The sequence below is a fragment of the Methylobacillus glycogenes JCM 2850 genome, assembly GCF_000617925.1.
Lineage (GTDB): Bacteria > Pseudomonadota > Gammaproteobacteria > Burkholderiales > Methylophilaceae > Methylobacillus > Methylobacillus glycogenes.
In genome coordinates, this window is sequence record NZ_BAMT01000004.1 from 128,557 (window position 1) to 150,542 (window position 21,986).

The 21,986-nt window shown below is 54.3% G+C and carries 25 protein-coding genes and 1 pseudogene; 12 read left to right on the top strand and 14 right to left on the bottom strand.

Annotated features, from left to right (window positions below; all coding sequences use genetic code 11):
- Nucleotide 1: 1 nt before the first annotated feature.
- The 9 genes from JCM2850_RS23930 to JCM2850_RS07935 all read left to right on the top strand — a co-directional run bounded on the left by JCM2850_RS23930 (nt 2) and on the right by JCM2850_RS07935 (nt 6,924).
- The gene (locus tag JCM2850_RS23930; RefSeq protein WP_369384866.1) at nt 2-412 is read left to right on the top strand and encodes a hypothetical protein; all 411 of its coding nucleotides are present in this window, start codon (nt 2-4) and stop codon (nt 410-412) included.
- Between the two features lie 43 nt (nt 413-455).
- Nucleotides 456-1,274 (top strand): bifunctional DNA-formamidopyrimidine glycosylase/DNA-(apurinic or apyrimidinic site) lyase, encoded by an 819-nt coding sequence (gene mutM, locus JCM2850_RS07905; protein ID WP_025870993.1) that lies wholly within the window; start codon nt 456-458, stop codon nt 1,272-1,274.
- A gap of 367 nt (nt 1,275-1,641) precedes the next feature.
- Nucleotides 1,642-2,673 (top strand): AAA family ATPase, encoded by a 1,032-nt coding sequence (locus JCM2850_RS07910; protein ID WP_025870995.1) that lies wholly within the window; start codon nt 1,642-1,644, stop codon nt 2,671-2,673.
- 3 nt (nt 2,674-2,676) lie between these two features.
- Nucleotides 2,677-2,919 (top strand): DUF58 domain-containing protein, encoded by a 243-nt coding sequence (locus JCM2850_RS23935; protein ID WP_369384867.1) that lies wholly within the window; start codon nt 2,677-2,679, stop codon nt 2,917-2,919.
- Nucleotides 2,888-3,538 (top strand): DUF58 domain-containing protein, encoded by a 651-nt coding sequence (locus JCM2850_RS18020; RefSeq protein ID WP_369384868.1) that lies wholly within the window; start codon nt 2,888-2,890, stop codon nt 3,536-3,538. The genes JCM2850_RS23935 and JCM2850_RS18020 overlap by 32 nt, the downstream gene beginning before the upstream one ends.
- A complete protein-coding gene (locus tag JCM2850_RS07920) occupies nt 3,535-4,416 on the top strand; it encodes a hypothetical protein (RefSeq protein WP_025870998.1) in 882 nt (293 codons plus the stop codon). The genes JCM2850_RS18020 and JCM2850_RS07920 overlap by 4 nt, the downstream gene beginning before the upstream one ends.
- The gene (locus JCM2850_RS07925; RefSeq protein WP_025871000.1) at nt 4,413-5,393 is read left to right on the top strand and encodes a vWA domain-containing protein; all 981 of its coding nucleotides are present in this window, start codon (nt 4,413-4,415) and stop codon (nt 5,391-5,393) included. Before JCM2850_RS07920 ends, JCM2850_RS07925 begins: the two co-directional genes overlap by 4 nt.
- Complete coding sequence (locus JCM2850_RS07930) at nt 5,378-5,914, top strand: hypothetical protein (protein WP_025871002.1); 537 nt, start codon at nt 5,378-5,380, stop codon at nt 5,912-5,914. Before JCM2850_RS07925 ends, JCM2850_RS07930 begins: the two co-directional genes overlap by 16 nt.
- Nucleotides 5,911-6,924, top strand: coding sequence for a vWA domain-containing protein (locus JCM2850_RS07935; RefSeq protein WP_439645853.1), 1,014 nt, complete (start codon nt 5,911-5,913; stop codon nt 6,922-6,924). The genes JCM2850_RS07930 and JCM2850_RS07935 overlap by 4 nt, the downstream gene beginning before the upstream one ends.
- 179 nt (nt 6,925-7,103) lie before the next feature.
- Here JCM2850_RS07935 and JCM2850_RS07940 read toward each other — a convergent pair whose 3' ends face one another.
- From JCM2850_RS07940 to JCM2850_RS07960, 6 genes are all read right to left on the bottom strand, one after another.
- Nucleotides 7,104-8,594, bottom strand: coding sequence for a high affinity choline transporter 1 (locus JCM2850_RS07940; protein WP_025871006.1), 1,491 nt, complete (start codon nt 8,592-8,594; stop codon nt 7,104-7,106).
- Between the two features lie 218 nt (nt 8,595-8,812).
- A complete protein-coding gene (gene ubiB / locus JCM2850_RS07945) occupies nt 8,813-10,348 on the bottom strand; it encodes a ubiquinone biosynthesis regulatory protein kinase UbiB (RefSeq protein WP_025871008.1) in 1,536 nt (511 codons plus the stop codon).
- 20 nt (nt 10,349-10,368) lie between these two features.
- Nucleotides 10,369-10,599 (bottom strand): hypothetical protein, encoded by a 231-nt coding sequence (locus JCM2850_RS22635; RefSeq protein WP_234406160.1) that lies wholly within the window; start codon nt 10,597-10,599, stop codon nt 10,369-10,371.
- Nucleotides 10,596-10,991 (bottom strand): ubiquinone biosynthesis accessory factor UbiJ, encoded by a 396-nt coding sequence (locus JCM2850_RS22640; RefSeq protein WP_234406161.1) that lies wholly within the window; start codon nt 10,989-10,991, stop codon nt 10,596-10,598. The genes JCM2850_RS22635 and JCM2850_RS22640 overlap by 4 nt, the downstream gene beginning before the upstream one ends.
- A 105-nt stretch (nt 10,992-11,096) precedes the next feature.
- The gene (gene ubiE, locus JCM2850_RS07955) at nt 11,097-11,837 is read right to left on the bottom strand and encodes a bifunctional demethylmenaquinone methyltransferase/2-methoxy-6-polyprenyl-1,4-benzoquinol methylase UbiE (protein WP_025871010.1); all 741 of its coding nucleotides are present in this window, start codon (nt 11,835-11,837) and stop codon (nt 11,097-11,099) included.
- A gap of 14 nt (nt 11,838-11,851) precedes the next feature.
- On the bottom strand, nt 11,852-12,226 hold the full coding sequence (locus JCM2850_RS07960) for a gamma-butyrobetaine hydroxylase family protein (protein ID WP_025871012.1): 375 nt from the start codon (nt 12,224-12,226) through the stop codon (nt 11,852-11,854).
- Nucleotides 12,227-12,467: 241 nt separating this feature from the next.
- Between JCM2850_RS07960 and JCM2850_RS18030 the strand changes: the two are divergent.
- The 3 genes and pseudogenes from JCM2850_RS18030 to JCM2850_RS23385 all read left to right on the top strand — a co-directional run bounded on the left by JCM2850_RS18030 (nt 12,468) and on the right by JCM2850_RS23385 (nt 14,797).
- Nucleotides 12,468-14,424: pseudogene (locus JCM2850_RS18030) on the top strand (dynamin family protein).
- Complete coding sequence (gene ccoS, locus JCM2850_RS07970; RefSeq protein ID WP_025871014.1) at nt 14,421-14,627, top strand: cbb3-type cytochrome oxidase assembly protein CcoS; 207 nt, start codon at nt 14,421-14,423, stop codon at nt 14,625-14,627. Before JCM2850_RS18030 ends, ccoS begins: the two are co-directional and overlap by 4 nt.
- A gap of 38 nt (nt 14,628-14,665) precedes the next feature.
- The gene (locus tag JCM2850_RS23385) at nt 14,666-14,797 is read left to right on the top strand and encodes a hypothetical protein (protein WP_267879252.1); all 132 of its coding nucleotides are present in this window, start codon (nt 14,666-14,668) and stop codon (nt 14,795-14,797) included.
- A gap of 92 nt (nt 14,798-14,889) precedes the next feature.
- Here JCM2850_RS23385 and rpoH read toward each other — a convergent pair whose 3' ends face one another.
- The 8 genes from rpoH to JCM2850_RS21855 form a co-directional block, all read right to left on the bottom strand.
- Nucleotides 14,890-15,744: an RNA polymerase sigma factor RpoH gene (gene rpoH, locus JCM2850_RS07980; protein WP_025871015.1), complete on the bottom strand. Its 855-nt coding sequence runs from the start codon at nt 15,742-15,744 to the stop codon at nt 14,890-14,892.
- Between the two features lie 203 nt (nt 15,745-15,947).
- On the bottom strand, nt 15,948-17,474 hold the full coding sequence (locus tag JCM2850_RS07985; protein ID WP_025871017.1) for an ATP-binding response regulator: 1,527 nt from the start codon (nt 17,472-17,474) through the stop codon (nt 15,948-15,950).
- Between the two features lie 29 nt (nt 17,475-17,503).
- Nucleotides 17,504-19,234: an ATP-binding protein gene (locus tag JCM2850_RS07990; RefSeq protein WP_025871019.1), complete on the bottom strand. Its 1,731-nt coding sequence runs from the start codon at nt 19,232-19,234 to the stop codon at nt 17,504-17,506.
- Nucleotides 19,231-20,250, bottom strand: coding sequence for an ATP-binding SpoIIE family protein phosphatase (locus JCM2850_RS07995; RefSeq protein ID WP_051525328.1), 1,020 nt, complete (start codon nt 20,248-20,250; stop codon nt 19,231-19,233). The genes JCM2850_RS07990 and JCM2850_RS07995 overlap by 4 nt, the downstream gene beginning before the upstream one ends.
- Nucleotides 20,247-20,663, bottom strand: a complete 417-nt coding sequence (locus JCM2850_RS08000) for an anti-sigma regulatory factor (RefSeq protein WP_025871023.1) — start codon at nt 20,661-20,663, stop codon at nt 20,247-20,249. The genes JCM2850_RS07995 and JCM2850_RS08000 overlap by 4 nt, the downstream gene beginning before the upstream one ends.
- Before the next feature lie 27 nt (nt 20,664-20,690).
- Nucleotides 20,691-21,050: an STAS domain-containing protein gene (locus JCM2850_RS08005; protein WP_025871025.1), complete on the bottom strand. Its 360-nt coding sequence runs from the start codon at nt 21,048-21,050 to the stop codon at nt 20,691-20,693.
- A 37-nt stretch (nt 21,051-21,087) separates the two neighbouring features.
- Nucleotides 21,088-21,450 carry an STAS domain-containing protein gene (locus JCM2850_RS21850; RefSeq protein ID WP_199898279.1) on the bottom strand — a complete coding sequence of 121 codons (363 nt, stop codon included), beginning with the start codon at nt 21,448-21,450 and terminating at the stop codon, nt 21,088-21,090.
- Nucleotides 21,411-21,938, bottom strand: a complete 528-nt coding sequence (locus JCM2850_RS21855; RefSeq protein ID WP_199898280.1) for an RsbRD N-terminal domain-containing protein — start codon at nt 21,936-21,938, stop codon at nt 21,411-21,413. Before JCM2850_RS21855 ends, JCM2850_RS21850 begins: the two co-directional genes overlap by 40 nt.
- Nucleotides 21,939-21,986: the final 48 nt, after the last annotated feature.

A 21,986-nucleotide genomic window follows, 5' to 3' on the forward strand; every position in this document is an offset into this window, starting at 1 on the left:
ATTGCTGGATAAAAACCCGCTCAAGCCTATTGAGCAGTCGCAGATTGCTGGTTTTGATTTCTCGCGTCTGGAACAGTGGGAAGAGGTACGTTTGCAGGTCAGCCAGAATGAGAAGCAGCAGTGGCAGGTTTCTGTGGCCAATGCCAAGCCCAATCAGGCTGAGTTCAATGAATGGTTTGATACCTATTGGACCAAGATACGCGCAGCCTCGGTCGAGCCTTATACGCCTGATCGCAAGGCCAGCTACCCATCATTCACGGTCAAGCTCAAGGATGGCAAGCAAGTGGTGTTTGACAAGCTGCAAGAATCGCCAGACATGATCCTGGGACGCCCGGATGAGGGCATGCAGTATCACTTCCCTTCCGATGTGGGCTTCACCATGCTGAATCCGCCCATAGGGTTGAGCAAGTAAACGTCAGGCCCAGAGCCATGACGCCAGCTTATGCTTAAACTCCATGCCTGAATTACCAGAAGTAGAGGTGACCCGGCGCGGCCTTATGCCGCTGCTGGGTGCCGAAGTCTCAGAGGTCATCATCCGCCAGCCAGCCTTGCGCTGGCCTATTCCCGCGCAATTACCCGGTCTGTTGCAAGGCCAGCGCCTGCTTGGCTTAAGCCGCCGTGGCAAATACATTGTTGCTGACTTTGAGCCTGGCAGCCTGATTCTGCATCTGGGCATGTCAGGCAGGCTTTGCCTGCTGGAGCGTGACCAGCCTGCGGAAAAGCACGATCACTTCGACCTGCATTTCAAGGATGGCCGTGTGATGCGCCTACGTGACCCGCGGCGCTTTGGTGCCGTGCTCTGGGCGGGGCAACAGCCAGAGCAGCATGTGTTGCTCAAGGTGCTGGGGCCAGAGCCACTGGATGATAGTTTCACGGGCGAAATGCTGTATCAGGCCATACGCACGCGTAGTTCCCCCATCAAAACCGTGATCATGGATAGTCACCTAGTGGTGGGCGTTGGCAATATTTACGCCAGTGAATCCTTGTTCCGTGCCGCCATACACCCGCAAACCCCGGCCCGTAGCTTGAGCCTGGCGCAATGCCAGCGTTTGGTGGCGGAAATCAAGGCTACCTTGCAAGCCGCATTGCAGGCAGGGGGCAGCAGTCTGCGCGATTTCTTTGGTGCTGATGGCAATCCTGGTTATTTTCAACAGACCTATTTTGTTTATGGCCGTGATGGTGAAGCCTGCAGGCAATGCGGCAGCGCCATCCTCAATCTGCGCCTGGGCCAGCGTTCTACTTTCTATTGTCCTTTCTGCCAGCCAGCTAACTAAACTTTCTCAGCTGGTCGGGGCGGGAAAAATTCCCTATTGGCGCTTCAATACTGCCTTTATGCTGTATGCAGCCCCTGTGCCTGCTTTATGACAATCTTGGTGAGCAGAGCCCCGGGGAATATTTACCAGATAGTCCAGTTTTAGGCATAAGCCGCTGTAAATACCTGTTCGTATCCAGGCTGATTTCACGCCATGTCTCCAATTTCAACTGTTGCTAGGCAAGCAGGCATGCGCCCCCTCACAAAACCACACCCATTTCAGGGTTGCAGAAATCAATAGTCCTAGGCATACTGATCATATACAGACCTGTATATGATTTATGTCGGTCTATCCCACTAATATTCGTCTACAAAATTTAGGAAAAGCTATGGCAAGTGCAGCTAACGATGGTCAACTGGCCGATTGGAGAAGCCGGGCGCTCAAGCTCGAGCAAGAAGTCAAAAGCGTGATCGTCGGCCAGGATGCCGCCATACGCCTGATTAATATTGCGATTTTTGCCCGAGGCCATGTCATGCTCGAGGGCGGGGTAGGTGTGGGCAAGACCACGCTGTTGCAATCGGTGGCACGCGGCATAGGCGGTGCCTATGAGCGTATCGAGGGTACGGTGGACCTGATGCCTAATGATCTGGTTTACCACACCTTCCTTGGCCCGGATGGCCGCCCGCAGATTGATGAAGGCCCTTTGCTGCGCGCGGGGGAAAACCTTTCGGTATTCTTCTTCAACGAAATCAACCGTGCCAGGCCACAAGTGCATGCGCTCATGCTGCGCGTGATGGCGGAGCGCAATCTGCATGCCTTCAAGCGTGAATATCGCTTGCCGCATATGATTGTTTTTGCTGACCGCAATCAGGTGGAGAAAAACGAGACTTTTGAAATTCCTTCAGCAGCGCGTGACCGCTTCATGATGGAAATCCCCATCAATATCCCTGAAGACAAAGCCCTGCGTAAATCGCTGGTGTTTGACACCCGCTTCCAGCATGCCGAAAAACTCACGCATACCGTGGAATCCGGCCTGCTGCCGTTTGATCAGCTCAATGATTTCTCCGACCTGATACAGCAACACGTGCAGTCCTCGACCGCGATTGAGGATTACGTCATCGAGCTATGGTCTGCCACGCAAAAGCCACAAGATTTTGGCATCACGCTGGAAGGCGTGGATATGCAACGCCTGATCATGGCCGGGGCCAGCCCACGCGGCATGGGCATGCTGCTCAAGGCAGCGCGGGTGCATGCCTGGCTGATGGAGCGTGATTTTGTTTATCCCGAGGATATACACGCGGTGTTCCATGAAGTTATTGCCCACCGTCTGGTGTTCAACTCCATGTATGAAAGCCGCCGCACGCTGCTGGCGCGCGAGTTGACCGCCAAGATTCTACAGACTGTGGCTGTGCCTGCTTAAGTCATGATTCCTGACTACATCAAGCCGTTTGCCTACCAGATACCCTGGAAGTCCTCCAGTGTGCACTCGGGGGATCACCTGGGCATACAACGCGGTCTGGGCTTTGAGTACAAGGGCAACACCTCGCTGGTGGATTACCCCGACCTGCGGCGCATGGATTTGCGCCAGACCCTGCGCGATCCTTACGAGCAGGTGCAGGTGCGCTTGTTCAATCATGACTCCATCACCGGTCTATGCCTTGTGTGATCTCTCCAGCTCCATGCAATATCGCGGCGCGCGCCGCAAAATGGAACTGGTGCAGGAAGTGGCTGCCTCGGTGGCGTACTCCGTCTCTGGCGAGAATGATGTGTTTGGCCTGATAGGCTATGACCAGCATGTGCTGGATGATTTTGTGCTGCCCTTGAGCTATCAGGTGCATGAGGCGCTGGAACGCATTAGCGCTTTTACCGATATAGAAACTTTAGGCCGTGGCTCCAATGGCGTGCTTGAAGCGGCACCTTACTTGAGTCAAAACCGTGGCCTGGTGTTCTGGATCTCGGATTTTCACCAGCCATTCGATACCATCATTCAGGCCATGAATATGTTTTCCCAGCATCAGGTAGTGCCTATCGTGCTGTGGGAGGAAGAAGAATATCGCCGTCTGCCGCGCTTTGGTCTGGGCACCATGCTGGACCCGGAAACTGGCCATGACCGTACCATCTTCTTCCGTGATTCTATACGTGAGAAATTCATCGCCGCCTTTGAACAGCGCAGGCTGGCGCTGGAAGACCTGTTTCTGGCTTTTGATAGTCCGCCACACTTTATCAGCGGCAGCTTTGATGCCGAAGCCATGACCCATTACTTTGAAAAATACATGACAGCATGAAAAAAGCCCTGATCGTAAGTCTATGCCTGTGGGCCAGTACGCTGGCAAATGCGGCACCCGCCACTCTGGTTTCATTGCAGAATCCCCGTGCCAGTACTGGCATAGAGATAGGCGATGTCTTGCAGCGCTCCCTGGTGATTGAATCCGAGACCCCCTATGAATTGCCGGGTTCTGCCCTGCCTATCAAGGGCGCGCGTATCGATGGGGTGGAGCTGGTGAATATTGCCGTCAAGGGTGATAAGCACGGCAAGGGCCATAGGTATGAGATTACTCTGACCTATCAGGTATTTCAGGGCGGGGCTAAGCCACTGGTGATGCGCTTGCCGCAAACCACACTGGCCCTGACTGGCGGTAGTGAAGCTGCCAATATCACCGTGCCAGCCTGGCATTTCTGGTATTCGCCGCTGGTGGTGGGGGATATCCATACCGCGCGCAGTAATTTGCAACCACAGATCAAGCCTGCGCTTTTGCCAGAAGCCACCAGCAGTGCGCGGCTAAGCGTTGCGGTGGCAGTGCTGGTATTGGGGCTGATAGGCCTGCTCTATATCAATGCCGAGCGGCGTTGGCTACCCTGGATGGGGGGGCATTTTGCCCAGGCTTACCGTCAGTTGCGCAAGGCCAAGACGCAAGGCCAGGCGCTTAATATTGTGCATCAGGCGTTTAACCGTGTTTATGGTCAAACCTTGTTCAGACCGCAGTTAGCCGAGTTTTTGGCTGCGCATCCACAATATCAAAGCCATGCAGCCGCAATAGAGGCTTTCTTTGCGCGTTCGGAATCACTGTTATTCACGCGGGAGCAAAGTGATCTGCCTGCGCTGATCAAGGATTTGCAGCAATTGAGCCGCCAACTGCGTGATGCGGAACGGAGAGTAGCATGAGTTTGAGTGCCCCCTGGGCCTTGTTGCTCTTGCCCTTGGCGCTATTGCCTTTCTGGCTCAGAAGCCTGCAGGGCCAGCGCTACTCCTGGCTGGAGATGGTGCCTGCTGACCCATTCTCGGACAATATCGTGCTGGCACTGAAGGTTGTCACCTCACTGATTCTGCTTAGCATCATCCTGGCCTTATCTGGCCCGCAAGGCAGCGACAAAGTGGTGCAACGCGTAGGCAAGGGTGCGCAGACGGTGATGGTGATAGATCGCAGCGTCAGTATGGATCACCCTTTTGCGGGTGAAGCTACCAGTGGCCGTGCAGGTGAAATCAAGTCGGGTGCTGCGCGGCGTTTGATCACGCATTTTATCGATTCACGCCCGGACGACATGATGGGGGTGGTGGCGTTTACCAACTCTGCCCTTTACGGGGTGAAAATCACCGCCAATCGCGATGCCATTCATGCAGCCATCAACGCCGCCACCAGCGCTGGCATCAACCAGACCAATATAGGCGCGGGGATTACCCAGGCAGCCACCTTGTTTGACAGCATACAGAGCTCAGGCTCACGCGCCATTATTTTGCTCTCGGATGGCGCAGGCAAGCTGAGCCCGCGCGTCATGAACCGTATACGCGATGAACTGAAGAAAAAAGATATCAAACTGTACTGGATAGTGTTGCGCGAGCCAGATGATGTCAGCATCTTCGGTAAGCGCGTATTCGAGCCTGGCCGTGGCCCGGCTGCCATCCAGCTGGATCAGTTCTTCAAATCGCTGAAGATCACCTACAAGGCGTATGAAGCGGATAATCCGACCGCCTTGCAGAACGCCATTCAGGATATCGACAGTCGTGAAAAAAACGTTATTCAGTACGCCGTCACCGTACCTGGCCACGACTATGCGCGTGACCTTATCATCGTGGCCCTGGTGTTGAGCCTGGGCATGCTAGTTATCAAAAATTTCAGGGTAAATACATGGGAATCCGCATAAAAGGCTACAACCTGCTGTTTGGCCTGCTCGCCATCGCTGGTGCCATAGGCACGGCTTATGAGGGCTATCAGTGGCTACAGCAACGCAATATCAATAGCCAAATCCAGGCTGGGCAGTTGGTGAACAATGAAGCATATCCGTTTGAGAGCAAGTTCATGGCCGCCTACAAGCTGGGTGAAGCCGGAGATCACAAACATGCGCTGCAAAGCTATACCCAATTGCTGGAAACCTTGCCCACGCCTGAGCAGCAGGCCAGGGTGCAGTACAACATAGGCAACAACCTCATGCAGTCTGCCATGAAGCGCAGGCTTAACGATGACGGCAGCCTCAAGGATGAAGCCAAGTACGATTTGTCACAGGCACGTATTGCCTATGAACAAGCGCTGCGTCTCAAGCCTGAAGCGCGTCAGGCCAAGTTCAATCTTAGCCTGATGCTGCAATTGCTGCCGCAAGGCCTGGAGGGTGGCAAGAAAGAACAAGAAGGCATGGAGCTGAGCAATATTCCAGTAGGTTTGCCATGAAAAGTAGTGCTGTGAAAAATCTGGCCAAGAACTGGCCGCAAACATTGCGCCGTAGCTGGCGCTGGCTCAAGGATCACTATGAATCCTGGCTATATCTTGCCGTTGTGATTTTACTGCTGCTGGCCATATTCAAGCCGCAGGTGCAGCTCAAGCAAAGCGTACATAACTACCTGCTGCTGGCCGATGTATCACAAAGCATGAACGCCGAGGATGTCAGTCTGGGCGGCAAGCAGGTCAGCCGCCTGGCCTATACGCGCCACCTGATGCGCAGGCTGGTGGAAACCGCACCCTGCGGCACCTATTTTAGCCTGGGGGTATTTGCCGCCGAGGATGTAGGCCTGCTGTTTATGCCGCTGGAAACCTGCGCCAATTACGATGTGATCGTCGATGCGATAGACCATCTGGAGTGGCGTATGTCCTGGCGCGGCAACAGCCGCATCAGCTTTGGCGTCAAGGGCGCTGCCAAAGCCTTTGATTCACTCAATGCCCCGGCGCGGCTGCTGTTCTTTACCGACGGTGATGAAGCACCCAAGGTGAATGCCATCAACAAGCTCAATCTGGATGATGTACAGATAGGCGAGAACATTATCTTTGTTGGTGTGGGTGGCAAGGAAGATGTGCCTATCCCGCGTTATAACTCCAGTAATCAATGGATAGGCTATTGGTCATCCGACGCCAAGGAAAACTCGGCGGGGGCGGTGGGGATTACCTATAACGACACCAGCAAGGATGACCCTGACCCGGTGGTGGCCTCGGCGGAATATGACCGCTATCTGTCCAAGCTGGAAGAGGATTATCTGAAAGAGCTGGCGGGTGAGGTCAAGGCGCAATATGTGTTTGGTGAGGATAAGCCGGGTTTCTATCAGTATGTGCAAAAGCAGAAACCTGTGGCGAGTTTTGTGACCGCTTATTCGCTACGCTGGTTGTATTTGTTGCTGGCCTTGGGGTTGATATTGGCGGCTTATTGGCCTTATTTGCAGCAGCGCAGGCTGGCACGGCGGGGGGCATAAGGCCTAAGCCGCCCGACAAGGCGAAGCAAGCACTCTCGCCAGCGGCAGCAGGGGCCAAGACCACCAAACCTCCCACTAGCGGCAGCAGGCGTCAAGGGCTTTGCTCTACTCAGGTGCTGTGAAGAAAGACTGGCTCAGCTTCCTGGCCAGTGTTTCTTGAGCGTTTAGTCAGGTGCTGATTAATCATGATGATGCGCATGATGGTGCGGGGCAGGGCTATGTGATGCATGGCTATGCAAATAACCTGGCCGCTCTGGCCTGGCATTGGAAATCATCTGTGGCAGCAAAGACCCCACCACCATCCCCAACACGCTGACCGCCAAGCCCACCAACTGCGCAGGTACCAGGCTGGCTTCACCCACTAGAACTTCCACCAGTACCCATGAGCTGATGCCGCCGACCAAGGCGGCAATCGCCCCCTGATTGGTTGCGCGCTTCCAGAACACGCCAAAGAACAAGGGCACAAACGCACCTGCCAGTGTGACTTTGTAGGCAGACTCCACCATGCCGAAAATGGACATCTCGGAATTAAGGGCGTAAGTCAGCACGCAAGCCGAGAAGCCCACCAGACACAAGCGCATGACTTTGAGGAAACCTCTGTCATCCAGATGTGGCAGGTAGCCGCGCACGATATTCTCGGCAAAGGAAATGGAAGGCGCGAGCAAGGTAGCGGATGAGCAGCTCATGATGGCAGACAGCACCGCGCCAAAGAAGATGACCTGTGCCAGCAAAGGCATATGTTGCAGCACCAGGGTGGGTAGCACGCGCTGTGAATCCTGGTCTATCAGATTGTTGAAGAAAGCCGGGTCTATCAGCGTGGCGGAATAGGCAATGAACATGGGCACAAAGGTAAAGCAGAAGTAGACCGAGGCACCCAGCACCGAGCCCCAGATGGCAATCTTGGCGCTTTTGGCCGAGGTGATGCGCTGGAACACGTCCTGTTGTGGGATAGAGCCCAGCATCATGGTCATCCACGCGCCTATAAAGGTCAGCCACAGCCAGGGGTCAGCAGGCGGGAAGAAATCCAGTTTTCCAGCCAGGCGGGCATGCTCAATCACCGGGGCCACGCCGCCTGTCATGCCTGAGACCAAATAGCCTATATAGAGCATGCCGCTGATGATGACGCCCATCTGCACAAAGTCGAGTATGGCCACAGACAACATGCCGCCAAAGGTGGTGTACGTGAGCACGATGGCTGTGCCCAAGATCATGCCAGCCTCTTCGCTGACTGCACCGTTGGTGATGATATGGAAAATCAGGCCCAGGGCCTTGATCTGCGCCGCAACCCAACCCAGGTAGGACACCACGATGGCGATGGTTGTTAGCACTTCTACCGTGCGGTTATAGCGCATGCGGTAGAAATCGCCCAGGGTGATGATATTGAGCTTGTAAAGCTGGGTGGCAAAGAAGAAACCCGCAATCACCAGACACATGCTGGAGCCAAACGGGTCAGCCACCACCCCGGTCAGGCCATCTTTGACAAATGTTGCCGAGACGCCAAATACCGCCTCTGCACCAAACCAGGTGGCAAACACCGTGGCCATGACCACAGGTAGGGGCAAATGTCGGCCTGCAACGGCGTAATCCTTGGTGGTTTTGACCCGGGTGGCGGCCAACAGGCCTATGCTGATGGAAATCAGGACATAAAGAATGACAAACCAGATCAGCACTACGCCAGCCCTTTGCTAGAGATTCAGCTCGATGACACGAAACTTAAAATATGAAAGAAAGTGGCTCCGGAGCACTGGCAGGCAACTAGGCAACAGCACAGTGCGGGAGCAGGGCGATTTTAGCAAAAACTCACGCCCTGCAAAGACTTAGGCCCAAGAAATTGAAGGCTTTATATCAATAGCGCTGTGCTTGGGCTTGAAATGCAGCCCTTGAATGATCAGGCACTGAGTTGAAACAGGATCAGCGCGGCTTGCATAGACACCAGCAAGACCAGCGCAAAAGCGATGAGTCGCAGCCAGCGTCCCTGGCGCTGATGCTCCAGTCGCAGCTGTTCCAGCTCGGCACGATTAGGATTGCTCAGGCCTTGCTCCAGTTGCTGGTGAATCAGGCGCGGCATCTGCGGCAGTATCTTGCTCCAGTAGGGCAGCTCCTGCTTGAGGTTGTCCAGCGCGCTACGCCAGCCTACTTGTTCCGACATCCAGCGTTCCAGATAGGGCCTCGCGGTTTTCCATAAGTCCAGGTTGGGGTCCAGGTCACGGCCCAGGCCTTCAACGTTGAGCAATGTCTTTTGCAGCATGGCAAGCTGCGGCTGGATTTCCACGCCAAAGCGGCGCGAGGTCTGGAACAGGCGCAGCAGCACCTTGCCGAAGGAGATTTCTTTCAATGGTTTATCAAAGATAGGCTCACATACTGCGCGTATGGCCGTCTCGAATTCATCTATGGGCGTGTCTTTGGGTGCCCAGCCAGACTCAATATGCGCACGCGCCACTTCGCGATAATCACGCCTGAAGAACGCCAGGAAGTTGCGCGCCAGGTATTGCTTGTCTTCATCGGTAAGGCTGCCCATGATGCCGAAATCCAGCGCAATATAGCGGCCATCATCGGCCACCTGCACATTGCCCGGGTGCATATCGGCATGGAAGAAGCCATCCCTGAACACCTGGGTAAAGAAGATTTCCACGCCATCGCGCGATAGCTTGGGGATATCCACGCCTATGGAGCGTAAATACGCCACCTGGCTCACTGGTGTGCCATTCATGCGCTCCATCACCATGACTTGCTCATGGCACCAGTCCCAATGCACTTCCGGCACGATAAGCAGGCGTTTATCAGCAAAGTTGCGGCCCAGCAGGCTGCAGTTGGCGGCTTCCAGCATCAAATCCAGCTCGCTATGGATATGGCGGGAGAATTCCGCCACTACTTCGCGTGGCTTCAGACGTTTGCCATCCGAGGACAGGGTATGCAGCAACCAGGCCGCACCATCCAGCAGCTTGAGGTCTTTTTCTATCACCTTGCTGATACCAGGGCGCAATATCTTCACCGCCACCGGGGTGCCGCCAGGCAGGTGAGCAAAATGCACCTGAGCGACGGAAGCGCTGGCGATGGGTTCTACATCAAATTGTTCAAAGACCTCCAGTACAGGCTTGCCGTAAGCCTGAACCAGAATGGCTTCTACATCCGCATAGGGGAAGGCCGGAACTCTATCCTGCAGTTTGGCCAGCTCATCAGCCAGATCCAGCGGTATCAGATCGCGGCGCGTGGATAGCATTTGGCCAAACTTGACGAAGATAGGTCCCAGGGATTCCAGCGCCAGGCGCAGGCGCTCACCTCTGGGACTATTCTTGTTGCGCCAGAACAGCAGCAAGTTAACCGGGCCTTGCAGCGGGCGCAGGCGGGTGTGGCCGAGCACAAACTCATCCAAGCCAAAGCGCAGGGTCACGAAGATGATGTTGAGCAGGCGCAGCAGTTGCATGAGAGACTTTCGTTGCCTTTTTATTCGGTAGGGGAAGTGTGAGTGTCAGGTGTCTGGGATGACGACGGTTCTGAGTGCGCCCGCAGTCTGGCGATACGTTTTTGCAGGCGTTCGGCGTCTTCGCGCAGGGTGTCTACATCGCGCACAAACTGTTCTACATGACGCTTCTTGGCAATCAATGGCTGCTCTTCCTGCCAGTATTCGCTGAACATGCCCGCGATGCTAAGGCCTTTGCGGCGAATCTGACTCAAGCATTGCGGCCAAACTTGCTGATCTCATGCGCGGGCACATCGCCGATCACGCGGCTGAGATCTTCCTCATATTCCCAGGACACACCTTGCAAAACACTAGCCAGAACGCTGGCAAACTCGGTATCACCAGTGATGACGGCTGCAGTGCCTGCACCTTCATCGCCCGCCAGTATGCGTAAGGCCACGGGTACAGGGATGTTGATACTGGCATCTACCTCTGCGCTTTCGCCCGCCAAGGCCAAACCGCCATCTTCCAGCACAACCAGTGTGGCACTGAAGGGCGGCATGATCAGGCGGGCCTGTTTGCCACCATAGGGTTGCAACAGCTCTGCGGCCCAGCTGTTTTGTGCCAGCAAATGTTGAATAAGGCGGGTGAGTAAGGGTTTGAGCATGAAAGCTATGGTTTCTAAACTATGATTTCTAAAACTATGGTTTCTTGGCTGGGCTGGTGTAGATGCATTCGTGGTGTGGCAGCGTTATTCATCAGCGCTGTTGGCCTAGGTTTTCCAACCTTTGTGCAGGGCAACCACGCCAGCCGCCAGGTTGTAGTAATCCACCTTGCCCAGGCCTGCATCCAGCATCATTTGCTTGAGGGTTTCCTGATCGGGGTGCATGCGTATGGACTCTGCAAGGTAGCGATAGCTATCAGCATCATTGGCCAGCAGCTTGCCCATCAGTGGCAACAGCTTGAAGGAATAAGCATCGTACAACGGTGCCAAGGGCTTCCACACCTGAGAGAACTCAAGCACCAACAGGCGGCCGCCGGGTTTAAGCACGCGCTGCATATCAGCCAGCGCTCTGTCCTTGTGCGTCATATTGCGCAGACCAAAAGCCACAATCACACAGTCAAAATACTGGTCTGGGAAAGGCAGTTTTTCCGCATCGCATTGCAGGGCAGGCACGGCCTTGCCATCGTCTATCATGCGGTCACGGCCAACCGCCAGCATGGAAGCATTGATGTCGGTGAGTATGACCTGGCCACTGGGGCCTACCTTGTTGGCAAACAGACGCGAGAGATCGCCGCTGCCGCCAGCCACATCCAGTACTTTATCGCCCGGGCGCACGCCACTGACTTCAACGGTAAAGCGCTTCCAGGCGCGGTGCATGCCTGCGGACATGACATCGTTCATGAGGTCGTACTTGCGGGCCACGGAGTGGAAGACCTCGCCTACCTTGCGCGCCTTGTCCTGCTCGTCAACGGTGTCAAAACCAAAGTGGGTTTTAGCGTTATCGCTCATATATGCTGCCTTTTCTAGTTGCCTGGCTCGCGGCTGGCGCCAGCTTCAGCCAGCTTGTCCAGGTATTTTTGCCAGAGGGCATCGTGTTCAACCAGTAGCTGGTAGAGATAATCCCAGGAGTAAAGCCCGGTGTCGTGACCATCATCAAAACTGAGTTTGACGGCGTAATGTCCCACAGGCGCTATGGCAGTGATATTGACCTGTTGCTTGCCCGTCTGTAGCACCGGATTGCCATGGCCCTGCACTTCGGCAGAAGGCGAGTGTACGCGCAAAAACTCACAGCTCAACTCGCCGTGCTGACCATCATCAAAAGTCAGTTCCAGCTTGCGTGAAGCCTGGTGCAATAGAATTTCGGTGGGGCGTGGGGTGTGCAGGGTCAAGCCGCTCATGTGCAAAATGCCGGAATTTGCTCAAAGCGCGATGATAGCAGAATGTATCAACAGGCTTCAAAATAGCGTCACGCAGGGCTGGTATAACAGAGACATCTAATTAGTGACATGTGTTAATAATTCCCAATAGTGCTGATTCTTTTGCGTATTTACACAAGCATGCTAGAGTGCCAGTAATACACTGCATGCTAGTACACATCGTGCTAGTTTCGCGCTCACAACAAAAGCATCGGGGGGTGCTATGGCAGATAACAAGCTTGAACGTCATTTCCAGTTCTACACGCAATGGCGCACCGCTTGGTGGATAGCATCAGTGACTATCGTAACTGGTTAAATGAGCAGGAGCTCAATGACGCTCAGATGGATTTGCGCTTGTTGCAATTGCTTGATCGCCTGCGCGAGGACAAGCTCAATGTGGCTTTCGTCGCCGAGTTCTCCCGTGGCAAATCCGAGCTGATCAACGCCATATTCTTTGCTGGCTATGGTCAACGCCTGCTCCCTTCCAGCGCTGGCCGCACTACCATGTGCCCAACCGAGCTGCTGTACGATGCTTCCAAGCCTACCTCCCTGCAGCTTTTGCCCGTAGAGACGCGTGCCTCCGACGCCACTACTACCGAATACAAGCGCTACCCTGAAGAGTGGACGGTAATGCCGTTTGATGTTGAGGATAGCGAGCGCATGTCCGCCATCTTCAAGGAAGTCAGCCGTACCAAGCGTGTCCCGGTGGAAGAAGCCGAGCGCTATGGCCTGTTTGATTTCAACAATGCGGATGATGCCTTGAGCGTCAATAGCGATGGCACAGTGGATATTCCTTGCTGGCGCTATGCCGTGATCAATTTCCCGCATCCTTTGCTGGAACAAGGCCTGGTGATTCTGGATACCCCCGGCCTCAATGCCATAGGCACTGAGCCTGAACTTACCCTCAACATGCTGCCCAATGCGCATGCGGTATTGTTCATCTTGGCCGCCGATACTGGCGTCACCAAGTCCGAAATTGACGTCTGGCGTCGCTATATCAGCGGCACCCGCTGGAAGCAAAAGGGCCGCCTGGCGGTGCTGAACAAAATAGATGGTCTCTGGGATGAGTTGCGCGATGAAGTCGAGGTGCAAAGCGAGATCGACAAGCAGATTCGCTCCAGCGCCGAACTGCTGGGCCTTGAGCAAAGCCAGATATTCCCCATCTCCGCGCAGAAAGGCCTGCTGGCCAAGGTAAGCCATGATGAAGACCTGCTGCAACGTAGCGGCATGCCAGCCCTGGAATTGGCCTTGTCGCAAGAGTTGATTCCAGCTAAGCGCGAGATCATACGCGACAACACCTCCAGCGAGATTGAAGACCTGGTCGCGCAATCCAACCTGATTCTTGAAGCGCGCCTCAACAGCCTCAACGAGCAACTCGAAGAGTTGCGCGGCCTGCGCGGCAAGAATGAGGACGTGATCGAGCACATGATGAACAAGGTCAAGGTCGACAAGGAAATCTTCGAGAAAGGCCTGCAACGCTTCCAGGCGCTGCGCAGCGTGTTCTCGCAGCAAACCAATAAATTGTTTACCTTGCTGGGGATGGAAGCACTCAAGGTGCACGTCACCAACACCCGCAACACCATGATCAGCGCCAACTTCACCAAGAGCATACGTTCTGCCATGGATGGCTTCTTTGCTGAACTGCGTGACCGTCTGTTGCAGTCAGACACGCAAATAGAAGAAATCAAGCGCATGATGGACGCCATGTACGACAAGTTTGCGCAAGAGCATGGCCTGCGCAAGGCCGAGCCACCCAGCTTCTCTACCCTGCGTTACCAAAAAGAACTGGCCAAGCTGGAGCGTGCTATAGAGAGCAATTCAACACTGCGCTCAACATGATTACGAACGAAAAGATGACATTGACGACTAAGTTCTTTGAGACCTTGGCAAGTCGGGTTATCCACGTGTTTGAAGTGACCAACCACGATGTGGAAAATTGGCTCAAGGCAGTGATTGCGCCTATGGAATCCCAGGTGCGTGAGCATCAGTTACAACTACGCAGGCGCTTGGAAAGTATCAAGCGTATCTACAAGGCCACTGATACCCTGGAAGACCGGATTGGTGAGCTTGAAAACATAGAGAAGGGCATATTGGCGCAAATGGCTGAACTTAAAGTGTTGCGCCAGCATATGCATAATGCCCTGACTTTTGAGGCAATAGAGGAAGAAGCGGCTGCATGAACCTTTCCGGCTTACTGTTACAGCTTGGCCTGACCTTTGTCTTCATCGGCTTTGCCGCCGTGGGCATACTCTGGGCCATCAAAAGCGGGCAGTATGACGACCTGGAAGGGCCAGCGCAGCGCATCCTCATGGATGACGATGACCCCATGATTCCATTTAACCACTTGAAGCGTGGGGCTAATCAGCATAAAATTGGCAAATAGATATTCGTTGTTAACTTGATCACTTGCAGGGAAACCAAATGGGCGCTACCAACCAAACTGACGATGGCTTCAAGTCTTATTTCACTTTTTCCAATCTGCCACTGACCATTACCATAGGTCTGATTACCATGTCCTGGTTGAGTGCGTTGTCAGTCATCATCTTCGGTTAATCGAAAAAATCACAGGCTAGGTACTTAATCCTGACCGCAATAAAAAAGGCTGCAATTGCAGCCTTTTTGTTTTATGTCGCTAGCCTAAAGCATTAAGCGCTGAGGAAACCCTTCATCTGCTTCATCGCCTTTTGCTCAATCTGGCGGATACGTTCAGCAGAAACGCCAAACTCGGCAGCCAACTCATGCAAGGTTGAGCTGCTGTCTTCCTGCAACCAGCGCGCTTCAACAATACGGCGGCTACGCTCATCTAGGTTGGCCAGTGCAGTTGCCAGACCTGTGGTCTGCAAATGCGCGGCCTCTTGCTCTGCCAAAGTATCTGAAGGCTCACCATGCGGGTCTTGCAGATAAGAGATGGGGCTGAACACATCTTCATTATCATCATCTGCATTACCTTCAAGCGAGATCTCGTGGCCGGACATGCGCGATTCCATCTCCAGCACTTCTTCCGGCTTGACGTTGAGCTCACGGGCAATATGCGCCACTTCATCTGACTGCAAGCTGGCGGACTGGCCGCTTTTCATGCTGCGCAGATTAAAGAACAACTTGCGCTGTGCCTTGGTTGTGGCCACCTTGACCAAGCGCCAGTTACGCACAATATATTCGTGAATCTCGGCCTTGATCCAGTGCATGGCAAACGATACCAGGCGTACACCACGCTCAGGGTCGAAACGGCGCACCGCTTTCATGAGACCGATATTGCCTTCCTGAATCAGATCAGCCTGAGGCAGACCATAGCCAGAGTAACCACGCGCAATGCTGGCCACCAGGCGCAGGTGTGAAACCACCAGGGAACGAGCAGCGTCTACATCATTGTCCCGGTTGAGGCGGGTAGCAAGCTGATGCTCTTCCTCTGCGCTGAGCACAGGGAAAGTCTTGATGGTACGCATGTACAGATCAAGGCTGTCGTAAGCGGAAACTGTAGGTAATGTCATGGTGTTGCTCATGTTGAAACCTCCCTCATGAAACGATTCTAGCACTCCCGGTTTGAGAGTGCTAGTGGGAAAAAGTTTCGTGATAATTGATCTGAAACAGGAATACACAATGCCAGAAATGACTAGTCTGGTTATCAGTGTACAAGGTCTGGCTAACGGGGATAGGGCATCAATACTGTGATAGCGGAGGCCAGAGCGCAGCGATATAGCAAGAATTAAAGACTAGGCCCGAGTAAGTTGATGGAACTGATCTTCTCAAAGTCCAGAGGTTTAACCAGATGTTCGTCAAAGCCAGCAGCCAGCGCCTGCGCTTTGTCTTCGCTAGTGCCGTAGCCTGTCAGGGCAATCAGGATAGGCTGGAAATCTGCGGCTAGCAGCCTGATGGCTTTTGCCACTTCATAGCCGCTTTGATCCGGCAGGCCGATATCAAGGAAAATCACTTGTGGCCTGATGTCATTGATCAGTTGCAGGCCATGTCTGCCAGTGTGCGCAATCTGCACCGCGTGGCCGTTGAGTTGTAGGATGGCTGCCAGGGTTTCGGCAGCGTCTACATTGTCGTCGACGATGATAATGCTGCTGCTGGTACCAGCCTGGGTAGCCGAGGTTTCCAAAGGCGCTGATGCCAGGTTAGGGTGTGCATTTTCTATCGGTAACTGCAGGGTGAAAGTACTGCCCATGCCTATGCCAGCGCTTTCCACTCCCACTGTGCCGCCATGCATTTCGCTCAAGGTCTTGACCAAGGATAAGCCTATGCCCAGGCCATCTTTCACTTTGTCATTGCTATGGTGCGCCTGGGTAAACAGCTCAAAGATGCGGTCACGGTTATCGGCCGCGATGCCTATGCCGTTGTCTTGGATGGTGATGGTAACGCTGTGTTGCGTGGTCTGTGCCGATAGTTGCACCAGGCCACCAGGCTGGGTGAATTTGGCGGCGTTGTTGAGCAGGTTGGTGACGATTTGTGCCAGCCTGACCGGGTCACCTTCTATCCACACAGGCGCTTCGGGCAGGCTCACCCGCAATTCATGCTGGCGCGTCTTGTACAGTTCTGCACTGGTCTCAATGGCGGTATGAATAAAATGTTGCAAAGGCACATGTTCAATTTTTAGCTCTATCTTGCCGTGTGAAATACGCGAAACGTCCAGTAAATCATCCACCAGCCTGATCATGTGATCAGTCTGGCGCAAAATAATCTGCCTGGCTTTTTCCTGCACCGGAGATTGGCTAGTATCCAACATGCCCAGCAGTTCGTTGGCGTGGCGTATAGGCCCTAGCGGATTGCGCAATTCATGGGCCAGGGTGGCAAGAAACTCATCCTTGCGGCGGTTGCTGTCACGCAAGGCACGCTCTGCGCGGCTTAGCCGCAGCAGGGCGCGCACATTGGCAATTAGCTCTTCTGGCTCTATGGGTTCAAACAGATAATTGTCTGCGCCCCATTCCAGCGCCTGTATTTTGTCCTCAGATTTAAGGAAAGAGGCGGAGGTTTGCAGAATCAGTATGGTTCTGGTGCTGTCTTCCGATTTCAGCCTGCGGCTGACTTCAAAGCCATTGATGTCGGGCAGGCGGGTATCCAGCAATATCAGGTCAGGATTATGCGCATTGGCCATGGCAATGGCATCCGTGCCATTCGAGGCCTCAATCACTCGAAAGCCGGATTTGCCGAGGATGCGCGATTTGGCGTAACGCGCCCCCTCATTGTCATCAACATTGAGGATCAGGTAGTCAGCATGCTGTTGATTGAACATAGTGAGGGCTCTTCAAGGTCATTTAAGGGTTAGCTGGTGACCGTGCGCAAGGTCAACAGCAATTCATCCTGAATCAGCGGCTTGATGTAATAGGCATCCGCTCCCAGGGCCAGTCCTTTGCGTCTATCCTCAACCTCGGTAGCCACGATAATCGGCACATGCTGGCGCAAGGCGTCGTTCTTGATATGGCTTAACCATTGCCAGGAAGTTTCCCCCTTGAGAAAGATATCCAGAATCACCGCCACAGGCTCAATTTCTGGCCACAGCAGGTCGGCCTCGCGCAGGTTACGCGCCTGCACGGCGTGAAATTCTGATTCCTCAAGAAATTTCTGGTAAATCACCACTTGCGCCGGGTTGTCTTCTACCACCAGCACAGCTTTTTTATTGGCTTGCAACACGGGGATTTCAGCTTGCTGTTGCGCAAGATGACGATTGATGGGCAACTCCAGATAGAAAGTGGAGCCAAGCCCAGGCGTGCTTTCCACATAAACGCGCCCGCCCAGCAAGGTAGCCAGCTTGCGGCACAGCGGTAAGCCCAGGCCTGTGCCTTTGACGCCGCGCTGCAATGGGTTTTCTACCTGGCTGAATTCTTCAAAGATGGTATCGAAATGTGCTGCGTCTATGCCTATGCCAGAGTCACTCACCGCGAACAATAGCTTATTTTCTGCCTGCTGTTGCGCCGAGACGGTGATGCTGCCTTGTTCGGTGAACTTGAGCGCATTAGAGATGAAATTGCGCAATATTTGCGACACTTTGGCTTCATCCGACACCATAGACAAGCTGGGGGTTTGCTCATTGAACACCAGGCTGAGCTTGTTGTATACCAACAAGGGCTTAAGCATGCCGCGCAAGGCACTGAAGGTATCGCTGACATTGAACTCATCTATGTGCAGCTCTACCTTGCCAGCCTCAATCTTGGCGATATCCAGCAAGTCATTCACCAGCTCGCTCAGCGCACTGGCACCACTCTGGATGTAACCCACCTGTTTCATCTGCTCGTCATTCAACTCACCATCCACTTTGTCTAGCAATAGCTTGGAGAGGGCGCGTATGGAGTTGAGCGGAGTGCGGAACTCATGGCTCATATTGGAGAGAAAGCGCGATTTCATTTCATCGGCACGGCGCAGATGATCCGCCTGCTCTTCAAGCTCGGCATACAAGGCCACTACGCCGCGATTGGTGTCTTCCAGCTCGCGCGTCAGCTGGGTCAGTTCATCCTGCCGCGCCTTGAGTTCAGCCAGTGCGGTGAGCAGTTCACGGTTCTGTTGCTCAAGCTCGGCCAGCGAAAGATCGGCACGCAGCATGGATAAACCGGAGGTGAGCTTGCCCAGCTCCAGCTTGGTCAAAATGGCAACATCGCCTGGCAACAGCTTGGCCAGGGTGATCACCGTGCCTTGTGCGCTGGTGGCGATATCAAACCTGTCCATCAGTCTGCGCGCGCCAATAATGCCCAGGCCCATGCCCGAGGGCGAGTGATAATTGCCCGACAGCACATCCTGAATGTGCGGGATGCCGGGGCCGTTATCGCTGATGGTGACAACAAATAACTGCGGTGCGGTCTCACCTTCTATGGAAAATTCAACCGTGCCGCCACCCGCATAATTGAACAGATTACGCGCCAGCTCAGAAACCGCGGTCGAAACCCGGGTTTGATCCTGCATGGAAAAACCAATCAGGTTGGCGATCTCACGCGTGCGTTGCCGTGCCACCACCACATCCAGCTCACTTTTAACGCTGACATTGAGTATGCGCATGCTCATACGCGCTCCCGCTGATCCTTCACAACCACCACAGTGCCATCATCGCGGCCCCGGCAAAAATCGCGGAACAGCACGGCGGCAATCAGGCTAGGGTGGCTGTGCTTAAGCCCAGGGTACTGCTCCAAGTCCCAATGCGTGGTAATGCCATCCGAGTGCAGAATCAGGGTGGAATCCGGCTGCCAGGCAGCAGGGTATTCCCTAACGCGTGGCAGATTGCTGCCCACAATGCCATTGCTGGAAATCAGGTGCTGGCGTTTATCGTGGTGGTAAAAACTGGCGGCAATATTGCCCACGCCCGCAAAGCGGATCTCGTCGGTGTCGGTGTTGATCTGTGCAATGGCCACGGCGGCACCTCGGCTGCCTCTTAGCGCATCATGGCAATGCTGCATCATGCGGGCGGGCAGGGCTTGCGGATAATGATTCAGGGCATTAGTGGCCAAGTTGGAAGCAATGGCAGCTTCTGGCCCATGGCCCAAGCCATCGGCCAGCAGAATATTCAACAATTGCTCATCCTGACCATTGGCCCAGCCATCGCCGCAGACATCCTCGGAAGGCAGCGGAATACACATGGCGCCGACCTGCCAATCTGTGGATTCCAGAGTGGTGACATCATCCCAGACCAGCGCCATCAACACACAGCCTTTACCCGGCGCGGTATAAATTTCCAGCTCGCTGGACAAGCGCTGTATGGTGCCCAAACCTACGCCATAAGTACCTGTGGAGGAGCGGCCATCTTGCATGTTGTGTGGCAAATCCACCATGCCTGGCCCCTTGTCCACCGCCAGCATTTCTATGCCTTTGCGTGACCCCCGGCTGACCATGCGCAGGTAAATCGTGCCTTGCTGCGCATGTTTGCTGATATTGGTGGCCGCCTCAGTAATCACCAGCGCCAGCTCACCTGCGCGTAGCTCAGAAAAGCCCTGTGATTGCGCCATCAGATTGCCAGCGCGCCTGACCACGCCGATTTCGCTAAGACCGCCTATGCTGAATATAGATTGTGGACCCAGGCTATTCACAGCATTTTCCATTTGCGTATCGTGACAGTGGTGCCCTGGCCTGGGGCGGTATCAATCTCGAACTCATCCGCCAGGCGTTTGGAGCCACTTAGCCCCAGCCCCAAGCCACCCCCGCTGGTATAACCATCGGTGAGCGCCAGCTCCAGGTCTTCTATGCCCGGGCCCTGGTCAATAAAGCGCAGTTCCACGCCTATCTTGATGCCGTTGCTGATACGTAGAATTTCGCCATCGCCACCACCGCCATAGCGCAAGGTATTACGCGCCAGTTCGCTGGCTGCGGTGATGATCTTGGTCTGGTCAACCAGACCAAAGCCCATGGCCGTCATTTCTTCGCGCACCAGCTTGCGCATTTTCACCACATCTTCATCGGTCTTAAGTGGGGCATGCTTGGTATCCTGCACTTCAAAACTCATGGCGAAAGCCTCCTATCAAGGCTGTCATCATTGATCCGAATGCTGTTCCAGCATCTGAATGCCACGCTCGACATTGAGGGCGGTAATCACACCATCAAGTGCCAGCCCCAGCTCAACCAGCGTGATGGCCACCGCTGGCTGCATGCCTACCACCACCGTCTTGGCGTCAAGAATCCTGGCCATGGAGGCAGTATTGCTGATCATGCGGCCGATAAAGGAATCGACAATATCAAGCGCCGAGATATCAATCAGCACGCCCTTGGCCTTGTCCTTGACGATGCGGGAGGTGAGGTCGTCTTGCAGGGTCATCGCCAGGCGGTCATGCATATCCACCTGTATGGTTACCAGCAGCAGTTTGCCCATGCGCAGAATGGGGATGCGTTCCATAATTTAGCTCCAGAAAGCGGTTGTACTTGAGTGCGGCTTACTTGCTGCTGAGCGTTGCACCCGTGCGCTTGAGGGCGATATTGAACGCATCGGCCAAAGTGGCCTTGGTAATCACATCTTCAAGGTTCACGCCGAGGTGGACAATGGTCTGGGCAATCTGTGGACGTATACCGCTGATAATGCAATCAGCGCCCATCAGGCGCGCCGCCGCAATCGCCTTCAGCAGATGCTGGGCTACCAGGGTATCCACGGTAGGTACGCCAGTAATATCAATAATCGCAATCAGCGCGCCGGTTTCAACAATCTTCTGCAACAGGCTTTCCATCACCACCTGGGTGCGGGCGCTGTCCAGCGTGCCTATCAGTGGCAGGGCCAGAATGTTTTCCCAGAGTTGCACCACGGGGTAGATAGCTCAAGCAGTTCCTGCTGTTGACGCTGGATAATGCTTTCGCGGGTTTTCTGATACGCCTCAACGGTGTAAAGGCCTAGTTTGTCAAACAATATGCTGGCGGCAGTGGTTTCGTGCACCAGAGCCAAGGGGTCATTCGAAATGGAGGTTTGCAGATAGGAGAACAAAGGCTCCTTCAATGAAAAGATGAACAGCGCAGTATCAATAGGCGAGATACCCTGGCTGGCACGGCTTTTGGAAATCTCGGAGAGTAACTGCTTGATTTCATCCCAGGCGGGCTTGTTGATATCGAGATCGCCACTGGCGAGCGCCTTGGGTAACAGATTGAGAAACAGGGAGGCCTGCTGGCGGATTTCCGCTTCAGAGCCCTTGTCTCGCCTGGTTTGCAAACTGGCCAGTGTGCTTAGCCAGCCTTCCAGCAAGGCTGCCTGGTTGGTGACCACTGCAGTAGTCAAATGGCTTTTGGTCTCTGTACTCATCACGCATTCCTCAAAAAAGGGTTGATTCACCCGCAAGCAATTGAGATC

Excerpts from the sequence above, each read along its gene's own strand:
- JCM2850_RS07930 (WP_025871002.1), top strand. The coding sequence starts at position 5,378 with ATGGGAATCCGCATAAAAGGCTACAACCTGCTGTTTGGCCTGCTCGCC.
- JCM2850_RS07920 (WP_025870998.1), top strand. The coding sequence starts at position 3,535 with ATGAAAAAAGCCCTGATCGTAAGTCTATGCCTGTGGGCCAGTACGCTG.
- JCM2850_RS07910 (WP_025870995.1), top strand. The coding sequence starts at position 1,642 with ATGGCAAGTGCAGCTAACGATGGTCAACTGGCCGATTGGAGAAGCCGG.
- JCM2850_RS07985 (WP_025871017.1), bottom strand. The coding sequence starts at position 17,474 with ATGTTCAATCAACAGCATGCTGACTACCTGATCCTCAATGTTGATGAC.
- ubiE (WP_025871010.1), bottom strand. The coding sequence starts at position 11,837 with ATGAGCGATAACGCTAAAACCCACTTTGGTTTTGACACCGTTGACGAG.
- JCM2850_RS07990 (WP_025871019.1), bottom strand. The coding sequence starts at position 19,234 with ATGAGCATGCGCATACTCAATGTCAGCGTTAAAAGTGAGCTGGATGTG.
- JCM2850_RS23935 (WP_369384867.1), top strand. The coding sequence starts at position 2,677 with ATGATTCCTGACTACATCAAGCCGTTTGCCTACCAGATACCCTGGAAG.
- JCM2850_RS07925 (WP_025871000.1), top strand. The coding sequence starts at position 4,413 with ATGAGTTTGAGTGCCCCCTGGGCCTTGTTGCTCTTGCCCTTGGCGCTA.
- ccoS (WP_025871014.1), top strand. The coding sequence starts at position 14,421 with ATGAACCTTTCCGGCTTACTGTTACAGCTTGGCCTGACCTTTGTCTTC.
- mutM (WP_025870993.1), top strand. The coding sequence starts at position 456 with ATGCCTGAATTACCAGAAGTAGAGGTGACCCGGCGCGGCCTTATGCCG.
- JCM2850_RS21855 (WP_199898280.1), bottom strand. The coding sequence starts at position 21,938 with ATGAGTACAGAGACCAAAAGCCATTTGACTACTGCAGTGGTCACCAAC.
- rpoH (WP_025871015.1), bottom strand. The coding sequence starts at position 15,744 with ATGAGCAACACCATGACATTACCTACAGTTTCCGCTTACGACAGCCTT.
- JCM2850_RS18020 (WP_369384868.1), top strand. The coding sequence starts at position 2,888 with ATGACTCCATCACCGGTCTATGCCTTGTGTGATCTCTCCAGCTCCATG.
- JCM2850_RS23385 (WP_267879252.1), top strand. The coding sequence starts at position 14,666 with ATGGGCGCTACCAACCAAACTGACGATGGCTTCAAGTCTTATTTCACT.
- JCM2850_RS07960 (WP_025871012.1), bottom strand. The coding sequence starts at position 12,226 with ATGAGCGGCTTGACCCTGCACACCCCACGCCCCACCGAAATTCTATTG.
- JCM2850_RS08000 (WP_025871023.1), bottom strand. The coding sequence starts at position 20,663 with ATGAGTTTTGAAGTGCAGGATACCAAGCATGCCCCACTTAAGACCGAT.
- JCM2850_RS07935 (WP_439645853.1), top strand. The coding sequence starts at position 5,911 with ATGAAAAGTAGTGCTGTGAAAAATCTGGCCAAGAACTGGCCGCAAACA.
- JCM2850_RS22640 (WP_234406161.1), bottom strand. The coding sequence starts at position 10,991 with ATGCTCAAACCCTTACTCACCCGCCTTATTCAACATTTGCTGGCACAA.
- JCM2850_RS08005 (WP_025871025.1), bottom strand. The coding sequence starts at position 21,050 with ATGGAACGCATCCCCATTCTGCGCATGGGCAAACTGCTGCTGGTAACC.
- ubiB (WP_025871008.1), bottom strand. The coding sequence starts at position 10,348 with ATGCAACTGCTGCGCCTGCTCAACATCATCTTCGTGACCCTGCGCTTT.